The organism is Flavobacteriales bacterium, assembly GCA_013214975.1.
GTDB lineage: Bacteria > Bacteroidota > Bacteroidia > DT-38 > DT-38 > DT-38.
In genome coordinates this window covers 1-10,494 of sequence record JABSPR010000338.1, presented here as the reverse complement: position 1 = coordinate 10,494, position 10,494 = coordinate 1, and the positions used below count along the sequence as shown (strand labels likewise).

Genomic DNA, 10,494 nt, shown 5'->3' with positions numbered 1-10,494 from the left:
GGGTTTAATAAAAATTGAAGTAGTGGCGAGAATTATAGTATCTGTTACCAATGATCTAAGCACAGATCAACGTGTACATAGGGTTTGTGAAACACTTCGAGAAAACAATCATTCCATTCTTTTAGTAGGCCGTAAGTTGAGTTCGAGCTTGTTAATATTGGATCGTAAATACGATACACATCGTTTTAATCTTCGGTTTAATTCTGGTCCCATATTCTATTTAGAATACACTCTTCGCCTTTTCTTTTTCCTTTTGTTCAATAAATCGGATGTGCTTTTGTCGAATGATTTGGATACACTTTTGCCTAACTATTTAGTCTCCAAATTAAAATCAATCCCCATCGTTTACGATAGCCATGAGTATTTTACGGGTGTCCCCGAATTAATTAATCAGCCTTTTAAAAGATCAATATGGAAATCGATTGAGAAAAACATATTACCCAAGTTGAAGTACTTCTATACAGTCAATAAGTCGATTGCGAAATTGTACAAAGATGAGTACGGCGTTGATATTAAAGTTGTGCGGAATGTTCCTGTGAAATCTGCAAATGACACGATAAAGTTAAGAGAGGAATTGAGTCTTCCTATCGATAAGAAAATAATTATTCTACAAGGTGCCGGTATTAATATAGATAGAGGAGGAGAAGAAGCTGTTGAGGCAATGCGATATGTAGATGATGCTGTTTTGTTGATCGTTGGATCTGGAGATGTGATCGGTAAATTACATGAGTTGAAGTCTCAATTCGCTTTAGATGAGAAAGTAATATTTGTCGATAAAGTTTCTTTAAGCGAGCTGGTGAATTATACGGCAAATTCTAATCTAGGATTAACATTAGATAAGCCCACGAATGTTAATTATCAGTTAAGTTTACCAAATAAATTATTCGATTACATCCAAGCGGGCATTCCTGTTTTAGCCTCGAACTTAGTTGAAGTAGCTAGTATCGTAAATAAATATGAGATAGGAGAAATTTGTACTAGCCATGACCCGAAAGAACTGGCAGCAAAGATTAATGCAATGCTAAGCGATGAGGCTTTATATGAGATATGGAAAAGTAATTTACAAAAGGCTTCGGTCGAATTAACTTGGGAGAATGAAAAGAAGATTGTGCTAGAAATATTTGATCAAATTGCTTGAAAATAAAATACATATAATCTCTTTCGATGTGCCATATCCTGCTAATTATGGCGGAGTGGTAGACGTTTTCTATAAGATTAAAAGTCTACATGAATTAGGCATTAAAGTGATATTGCATTGCTTTAAGTATGGGAGAGAAGAGCAAGAGGAATTAGAAAAGTATTGCGAGCAAGTATATTATTACGAACGAAAAGTAGCCAAGCGCTTTCTGTTTAATACCCTTCCATATATCACGAAAACAAGAAGATCCGAGAAACTTCTTGAAAATTTAATGGAAGATCGTTATCCCATAATTTTTGAAGGCTTGCATTGCTGTGCTTATTTGGACGATCCGATTTTACGAGGAAGAAAAAAGCTAGTTCGAATGCACAATATCGAACACGATTATTATAGTAACCTAGCAGAAAATGAGCGTAATGTTTTTAGAAAGTATTATTTCTTTAACGAAGCAAACAAGTTGAAAAAGTTTGAATCGGTGTTGGAATCAGCTTCTGATATCCTTGCTATTTCTAATAGTGACTATGAATACCTACACGATTTATTTCCCAATGTTGTTAAAATCTCTGCGTTTCATCCGAATGATAGGGTTAGAATAAAATCAGGTAAAGGAAATTTCGCATTTTATCATGGCAACTTATCGGTAGGTGAAAATGATATTGCTGCGCAGTTTTTGGTGAATGAAGTGTTTAACGACATTGACATACCTCTTGTAATTGCGGGTAGTAAGCCCTCTGAAGAATTAAAGAGTGCGGTGAATGAGAATTCGAATTGTACGCTCAAAGTAAACTTAGATACAGAAGCGATTCATCAGTTAATTATAGATGCTCAGATGAATGTTCTGCCAACATTTCAGGTAACAGGGATTAAATTGAAGCTTTTAATGGCACTGTATAACGGTAGGCATTGTATTGTTAATACGCCGATGGTTACGAATACTGGATTAGAAGATCTTTGTACCGTTTGTGAAGACACCATAGCACTAAAGCAGCAGGTGATATCTTTATTCGACCTCGAAATAGGCGAGGAGGTAACTAAACGAGAAGAAGTCTTGGATTTGGGTTTCTCTAACCGTGTAAATGCCGAGAAATTGATTCATCTTCTAAGCTAGACAAGCTCACCTTTCCATTCTCGCATTTTAAAATCTTCGAAGGAAACTTTTTAATTAACGAATAATCGTGTGTTGCCATAAGAACGGCCCGGTTATTCTGGCTTATCTTAATTAGTAATTCCATTATGTCATCCGAAGTCTCAGGATCTAAATTTCCTGTAGGCTCATCGGCCAAAATTAAATCTGGATTATTGATTAGAGCACGGGCAATAGATACGCGTTGTTGCTCTCCTCCAGAAAGTTCATGTGGCATTTTAAATCCCTTTGTGCCAAGGTCAACCCTGTCGAGCACCCATTCCCTTCGTTCTTTAATTTTGTTTTTATCGGTCCACCCAGTTGCTGCCATTACAAAATTGATGTTGTCGTCGACCGATCGATCATTTAATAATTGAAAGTCCTGAAATACAATTCCTAAATTTCTTCTTAAGAAGGCAACTTGTTTTGTCTTTATTTTTTTAAGGTCGAACGATGTCACTGCACCTTCTCCTTTTGTGAGTTTAAGATCTCCGTACAATGTTTTGAGGAGGCTACTCTTGCCAGCACCCGTCTTTCCTATCAAGTAATAAAACTCTCCTTTTTTTATTTCGAAATTCACATCCGATAATACGGGATGATCGTTTTGAGCAATCGTTGCATCTTTAAGGTAGACGATACGATCGTCTCCGTCGTTGTTCGAATTTCCATCCGATTGGACCTCTTCTGCTTGATTGGTTTCTTCCGTCATAATGCCTTTAAATGCTGGAGTAAAAGTAATGCTAAAAAAGTATTTAGTATGGCAATACGTTGTTTATGACCTTATTATTATGAGTAAAAAGCTATTTATATTTTAACATCCATGAGTTGATAACTTGACATAGGTTTAAAATCGACGGGGGCTTTAATGGCTATTTTTGACCCCATGTTAAGGGTTGTAGTAGGCGCTCAGGTAGCGCTCTGTTTTCTGTTAATGATTGTTTCCATTGATCAAGTTGTTGGTCAGGCTACAGCTGTATTTCAAAGCGAAAATGTTGATTTCGTTAAAGGGAAGAATCTTTTCGATCACAAAAAGTATGTAGCCGCTCAAAAATATTTTGAAAAAGCAATGGTTTCTTACGGAAATCAAAACACGCTTCAATCACAAGATGCAGAATTGTATTTCGCGATTTGCGCATACGAGCTTTTTAATAGAGACGGTGAGCAGCTGTTATTAGAATTTAGAAATAGTCATCCAGAAAATCCGGATATTCAATATGTTAATTTTGTATTGGGTAGTCTGAAATATAGGAATAGGAAATTCAAGGAAGCTTTAGCTTGGTTTGAGAAGGTAGATATATTCAGGCTTACAAACGACCAGATTGCCGAGTGTCATTTCAAGAAAGGATACAGTAATCTTAAATTGAGAAAGAACGATGACGCGAAGGCATCCTTCTTTGAAATAAAAAATTCGGATACTAAGTACACACCACTTGCTATATATTACTACGGGCATTTATCTTACGAGGATAAAAAATACGAAACGGCTTTAATTGAGTTCAGGAAACTGGCGGCGGATAAAAATTTCGGTAAGATTGTTCCTTATTACATTACACAGATTTATTATTTACAAGAAAAGTTTGATGAGGTATTAACTTACGCACCTGCTCTGTTAGACACTGCTAAGCCTAGAAGATCGGCGGATATCTCGCGTTTAATAGCCGATTCGTATTACAAGCAATCTAATTTCAAGGAGGCAACACCTTATTTTGAGAAATTCTTAAAGCTTACCAATAAGATTACTCGAGAGGATTATTATCAAATGGGCTATTCTCAATATAAAACAGGTAAGTATAAAGATGCTATTTCGAATTTCAAGAAGTTACTCTATCAAAAAGATAGTTTAACACAATATGCATTGTACCATGCTGCTAGTTGTTATCTGAAGTTGGATAACAAGAAATTTGCGAAGAATGCTTTTAGTGCATCTGCAAAAATGACCTTCGATGATAAGATTAGGGAAGATGCTCTATTTAATTTTGCGAAGCTTTCGTATGAGTCGAAGTACAATCCTTTTCGTGAAGCAATTACCGCTTTTGAGGATTTTATAGCGCAGTATCCTAATTCTAAAAAGCTAACTAAAGCATATGAATATTTGGTTAATGCTTATTTAACGACAAAGAATTATAGCGCTGCTTTACAGTCGCTTGAAAAAGTTAAAAACAAGGATGTACAGCTTCAAACGGCTTACCAGATGCTTGCTTTTAATAGGGGTGTTGAGCTTTTTAATGATGTAAAAATTAAAGATGCTCTTGTTCATTTTAATAAAGCATTAGGATTTCCTTTAGATAAGTCGATTAACGTACGGGCTCACTATTGGAAGGCCGAATCATTCTATAAATTGGGTAGATACGAAGAAAGCATTTCTGCTTACGAGGCGTACTACCAAGTCCCAGGAGCTGCTAGCTCAGTTGAATTTGTAAAAGCACATTACAACCAAGGGTATGCGTTTTTTCAAAAGAAAGATTATGCTTCGGCAATCTTAAGACTTAGACAATTTGTTAAGAAAGTAGATTCCACTGAGCAGACTATTTTGGCAGACGCTTATTTGAGAATTGCCGACAGTTACTTTATATCTAAGGATAATAATAACGCTGTTGAATATTATGACTTAGCCTTGTCTAACGGAGTAGGTGATCAAGCATATGCAATCTTTCAGAAGTCTATGGGGCTTGGCGTTTTACGGAAATTTGATGAGAAGATCGCAGCTTTAAAATTATTGATAGGCAAATACGAAAAGTCTAAATTGATTGATGATGCTGAGTTTCAATTGGCAAGCAGTCTTTTGTTGACAGATAAGCCGCAAGAGGCAAGAGTGTATTTCTCAAAAATTGTAAATGAATACCCTAACAGTAGCTACGTGAAAAAATCGCTATTGAAAATGGCAGTTATAGACTATAACAATAATAAAGATGCAGAGGCTCTTGCTTTGTATAAACGTGTTGTAATTGATTACAAGGGGTTCCCGGAAGCTAATATCGCTTTCGGAGCAATCGAAAAGATATTCGTCGGCAACAGTGATATAGAAGGATGGACGGCTTACTTAACAAGTGTTTCTGCGGATATTTCTAAATCTAGGTTAGATTCAGCTACATACCATTCGGCAGAAAATAGATATATCTACGGAGACTGTGATAAAACGGTTCAAGATTTTGATAACTATATAGCAGGATTCCCAAATGGAATATTCATGCTTCATGCGAATTTTTATAGAGCAGAATGCTTAGTGAAATTGAACAAGGCTGAGCAATCATTAAGTAGTTATGCATATGTATTGAATCAAGTGCATAGTGATTTCTATGAGAAGGCGTTAAGAAGAAGTGCTGATATTAATTTCGATTTGGCTTTCTATAATGAAGCGAACGATCAATATATAGAACTAGAACACAAAGCAGAATACAATGAAAACGTGTTGGCTGCTAAAATAGGCCAAATGAGAGCTGGCTTTAAATTAGAGAAATATGATGTTGCAATAGCCCTAGGGAATTTGCTTCTTGGTACAGATAAGATCACTCAAGAATTAATCGAAGAATGTCATATTACTATTGCTAAATCGGCCTTGGCGACAGACGATTTCAGCTTAGCAATGAAGGAGTTTAAATTCACTACCGATCATTATAAAACTGCCATGGGCGCCGAGGCGCAATTCAATGTGGCCTATATCCAGTTTTTGCAAAAAGATTACGACCTAGCAGATTCTTCAATCACGCAGTTAATAAATCAAGTGCCTTCTTATGGCTATTGGGTATCGAAGGGGTTGGTGTTATTGTCTGACATATATATGGTGAAAGATGATGCGATGAATGGAAAATACCTTTTGGAAAGTGTAATTGAGAACACCGCAGATTCTCTTTTATTAGTAGAGGCTCAAAACAAACTAATTGCTATTGTTGAGAGAGAAGCGAAAGAAAGAGAGAAGCCAGTAGTAGAAATAATTGATGATGTGGAGTTTGAGGGAAGTGATCTTTTTGATGATGAAGAAGAAGAGGAGATTGAAATTCCAAAGAAGAAAGAATCTCCCAAAGCAGTAATAAAGGAAGAGGTAATAGTTCCAGTTGGAAAGGCAGTTGCTCCAGTTGTTATCGAGAAGAAAGTAGAAGAGAAGGTTGAGGAAGTAAAAGAAGAAGTTACTCCTAAAGCTGTGATTGAAGAGAAGGTAATAGTTCCTGTTGAAAAGGTAGTAGCTCCAATAGTAATTGAAAAGAAAGTAGAGGAGAAGGTTGAAGAACAGATCAAAACTGAAAGCGTAGATGGAGAATAGATTTACACATATACTTTTGGTGGGCTTAACCTTATTGAGTTCGATTAGTTTATTTGCTCAAGGAGATGAGGCGACGAGTGGATTGCATAAGGGTGTTGTATACGTTGTGGAGGCTTATAAACCTACCATTACAGATGCGAAAAAAATCAATGATTATCCTTCTATAACAGATTCGGTTTATATAAAACCAGACATGGAATACAGTCTTCTTAATCAAAAGAAACCGATTAATTTGAAGGTGATGCCAATAAATGCGGCAAGGATTAAGGGCGAACCGATTGCACAAATATATAATGGGTATGCAAAAATAGCTGGAGGTAATTATTCTACTTTTTTAGGACAAGCTAACTACACTACTGTTAGAGATAAGAATTATTCATTCGGTACAAACCTCGATCATTTGTCGAGTAGAGACAGTGAAACACGGCAGTTTAATAATTCGCGTATTGATGTTTTTGGAAAGAAATTTATAAACAAGCAACATACCTTAGATCTTGGATTGAACTATGGTTTAGACGGCTATCAGTATTACCGTTCTCCTAGCCTTGATATAGAGAACACGGTTGACCTAAATCAACGTTATGACGAAATCGGAGCTAATGCAGGGTTTAAAACTTTCCACCAAGATTCTACTGGACTGCATTTTGGAATTAATTTCGATTACCTGAATTATAAAAGCAGACTGTCGGATGATATTAGATCTACATCCGAAAATATATTCGATATAACGGGTTTTGTAGTTTCTCCAATATCTAATTCTACTATTGCAAGGGCGGTAATAACTTCTAAAACCTATGGGCTCTCTTCGTTTGTAGATTCGTCGGTTAATACATTGTTCGATATAAAGGCTACTGCAGTGACGGATAAAGATCGTCTTCGGTTCGAGTATGGGTTCGATATCTTTATAGCTCAGGTGGCTGATGAGTCCGCCAATATGAAGTTTTATCCAATTATTAAATTTAGTTACGACGTCTTTGATAACATCGTTATTCCTTATTTCAATTTAGGAGGTAATGTTACAAGACAAGGATTTAGGGGTTCCGTGTTAGAGAATCGTTTCTCTTCTCCAAATCTCCGTTTGCAAAATACAGCCTCGATGCATGGGGAGCTAGGTGTTAAAGGAACCGTTAGCTCAAACCTTTCTTATGATTTGCAGGCTTCTTTTGCAAAGATTGATGGAATGGCAATGTTTGTTAACGATACAACTTCTAGATCTTTTGATTGCTTCAACCTCGTTTACGATAGTATTACCAGAACGAGTGTAAAACTTGAGCTAGGGTATGAGATTACGGATAAGCTAAGATTGTCTCAGAAAACCATTTACAATAGCTATACGATGAAGAATATCTCGACTGCATGGCATAAGCCAACCTGGGATGTTTCGTTGTTAGCGGAGTATAAACTAAAAGAGAAGCTTAAGGTAACTTCTGAATTATACATGTTAAATGGTTTGATGGGTAGAACGTATGAGCTTGATCAAGAGGAATCTGTTGATTTAGGTACATTCTTAGACGTTAATTTAGGAGTTGAATACAATTATTCAAATCGGTTATCCGCATTTATTCACCTGAATAATTTGGCTTCTAAAAGCTATCAACGATGGTATAATTACCCTCGTTATAAATTCAATGTTTACGGCGGATTTTCTTACGCTTTCTGATAATAAATCGTAGTTCACATTCGGGGCTAACTTGTTAATAAGTATGTAGCGTTTAGACCTCATTTATGGCCTTAAAAAAGGCCTGTTTTCTATATTTGTAATAAGTAGAAAAAAACAATAATTCCGATCAATAAAAATGAGTGATTCAACTGATATGCCAGATTATTCGGCCGATAGTATCCAGGTTCTTGAAGGCCTAGAAGCAGTAAGAAAAAGACCAGCCATGTACATTGGCGATGTTGGGGTAAAAGGACTGCACCATTTAGTTTACGAAGTAGTTGATAACTCTATTGACGAGGCATTAGCAGGTCACTGTAATAATATCCAAGTTTTCATCAATGAGAACAATTCTATTACTGTAAAAGATAACGGTAGAGGTATTCCTACCGATATGCATGCGAAAGAAGGTCGTTCGGCTCTAGAGGTTGTTATGACGGTTCTTCACGCAGGTGGTAAATTCGATAAGGATTCTTACAAAGTTTCTGGTGGATTACACGGTGTGGGTGTTTCTTGTGTGAATGCCCTTTCTGTTGATTTGAATGTTACCGTACACCGAAAGGGTAAAATATTCGAACAAAACTATAAGATTGGTAAGCCTCAGGAGGATGTAAAAGAAATTGGTACTACAGATATTACAGGAACACATGTTACCTTCTTGCCGGATGATTCGATATTTGACGAAGTACTATACAAATACGATACGTTAGTTGCTCGATTAAGAGAGTTATCATATTTGAATAAAGGCATCACGCTAGTAATAACAGATTTAAGAAGAAAAGATGAGGAAGGAAACTTCATTACGGATACTTTCCTTTCCGAATTGGGATTGCCTGAATTCGTTCAATTCTTAGACGCAACTAGAGATGTATTAGTTCCTGAAGTAATAAGCATGTCGGGAGAGAAGAATGATATTCCGGTTGAAGTAGCAATGCAATATAATAGCTCATACAGTGAGAACCTTCACTCGTATGTAAATAACATCAACACCCATGAAGGTGGTACTCACCTTGCAGGATTTAGAAGAGCGTTAACACGTACTTTAAAAGCTTATGCCGATAAATCGGGAATGTTAAATAAGTTGAAATTTGATATTGCTGGCGATGACTTTAGAGAAGGACTAACAGCTATTATTTCAGTTAAAGTAATGGAGCCTCAGTTTGAGGGGCAAACAAAAACTAAACTTGGTAACTCAGAAGTTTCTGGAGCTGTAGATCAGGCCGTAAGTGAAATGCTTACAAACTATTTAGAGGAGCATCCGAACGAGGCAAAAATCATCGTTCAAAAGATAATAATTGCTGCAACAGCAAGAAACGCAGCAAAGAAAGCGCGTGAAATGGTTCAGCGTAAGAGTGTTCTTTCTGGATCTGGATTACCTGGGAAGTTATCGGATTGCTCGGAAAAGGATCCATCGCTTTGTGAATTATATTTGGTAGAGGGAGATTCTGCGGGTGGTACAGCGAAACAAGGTAGAGACAGAAAGAATCAAGCAATTCTTCCTTTAAGAGGTAAGATTTTGAATGTGGAGAAAGCGATGCCACATAAGATTTATGAAAGTGAAGAGATTAAGAACATTTTTACCGCTCTTGGTGTTTCTATCGGAACAGAAGAAGATAGCAAGGCACTGAACTTAACGAAATTAAGATACCACAAAATTATCATCATGTGTGATGCCGATGTAGATGGTAGCCACATTTCAACGCTGATTTTAACTTTCTTTTTCCGTTACATGAGAGATTTGGTTGAAAATGGATACGTATATATTGCTACTCCACCGTTATATTCTGTGAAGAAAGGAAAGGAGCATCAGTATTGTTGGAACGATGAGCAACGTGATGAGATGGTGATGAAACTTTCTAAAGGATCGACTAAAGAAGGTGGTGGTGTGCACATCCAAAGATATAAGGGTCTTGGAGAGATGACAGCAGAGCAGCTTTGGTACACTACTATGGATCCAGAAGCTAGAACATTGAGACAAGTAACTATTGATAGTGGAGCAGAAGCAGATAGAATCTTTTCTATGCTTATGGGAGACGAAGTTCCACCTCGAAGGGAATTTATCGAACAAAACGCTAAATACGCTAAGATCGACGCTTAACGTCTTTAGAATTAAATTTATAAAAGGCTAGAGGATTTATTCTCTAGCCTTTTTTGTTTTGACTCACCCTAAATCCCTCTCTCTAATTTGCTACGCTGCATTTGGAAAGAGGGACCTCTTTACGTTACATTTTAACTATACTACTATTTTGCTTCCCTCTTTTTCTTCAAGAGAGGGACCGAGGGTGAGTCAAAATTAATTCCCAAAAACAAAAAAGGCC

The 10,494-nt window shown here is 36.7% G+C and carries 6 protein-coding genes; 5 read left to right on the top strand and 1 reads right to left on the bottom strand.

Going from position 1 to position 10,494, the window contains the following annotated elements:
- Positions 1–13 precede the first annotated feature (13 nt).
- Positions 14–1,138 carry a glycosyltransferase gene (locus HRT72_10895; GenBank protein NQY68211.1) on the top strand — a complete coding sequence of 375 codons (1,125 nt, stop codon included), beginning with the start codon at positions 14–16 and terminating at the stop codon, positions 1,136–1,138.
- Complete coding sequence (locus tag HRT72_10890; GenBank protein NQY68210.1) at positions 1,131–2,246, top strand: hypothetical protein; 1,116 nt, start codon at positions 1,131–1,133, stop codon at positions 2,244–2,246. The genes HRT72_10895 and HRT72_10890 overlap by 8 nt, the downstream gene beginning before the upstream one ends.
- Here the strand turns inward: HRT72_10890 and HRT72_10885 are convergent.
- Entirely contained in the window at positions 2,203–2,970 is a 768-nt protein-coding gene (locus HRT72_10885) for an ATP-binding cassette domain-containing protein (GenBank protein ID NQY68209.1), read from the bottom strand. The genes HRT72_10890 and HRT72_10885 overlap by 44 nt on opposite strands.
- Positions 2,971–3,126: 156 nt before the next feature.
- On the opposite strand from HRT72_10885, the gene HRT72_10880 reads away from it, so the two are divergent.
- The 3 genes from HRT72_10880 (at position 3,127) to gyrB (ending at position 10,274) form a co-directional block, all read left to right on the top strand.
- Positions 3,127–6,519 (top strand): tetratricopeptide repeat protein, encoded by a 3,393-nt coding sequence (locus HRT72_10880; GenBank protein ID NQY68208.1) that lies wholly within the window; start codon positions 3,127–3,129, stop codon positions 6,517–6,519.
- Entirely contained in the window at positions 6,509–8,179 is a 1,671-nt protein-coding gene (locus tag HRT72_10875) for a TonB-dependent receptor (GenBank protein ID NQY68207.1), read from the top strand. The genes HRT72_10880 and HRT72_10875 overlap by 11 nt, the downstream gene beginning before the upstream one ends.
- Before the next feature lie 136 nt (positions 8,180–8,315).
- Positions 8,316–10,274, top strand: coding sequence for a DNA topoisomerase (ATP-hydrolyzing) subunit B (gene gyrB / locus HRT72_10870; GenBank protein NQY68206.1), 1,959 nt, complete (start codon positions 8,316–8,318; stop codon positions 10,272–10,274).
- Positions 10,275–10,494: the final 220 nt, after the last annotated feature.

What these genes read in the sequence shown, in the direction of transcription:
- HRT72_10885 (NQY68209.1), bottom strand. Translation starts at nt 2,970, where the DNA reads ATGACGGAAGAAACCAATCAAGCAGAAGAGGTCCAATCGGATGGAAAT.
- HRT72_10880 (NQY68208.1), top strand. Translation starts at nt 3,127, where the DNA reads ATGGCTATTTTTGACCCCATGTTAAGGGTTGTAGTAGGCGCTCAGGTA.
- gyrB (NQY68206.1), top strand. Translation starts at nt 8,316, where the DNA reads ATGAGTGATTCAACTGATATGCCAGATTATTCGGCCGATAGTATCCAG.
- HRT72_10875 (NQY68207.1), top strand. Translation starts at nt 6,509, where the DNA reads ATGGAGAATAGATTTACACATATACTTTTGGTGGGCTTAACCTTATTG.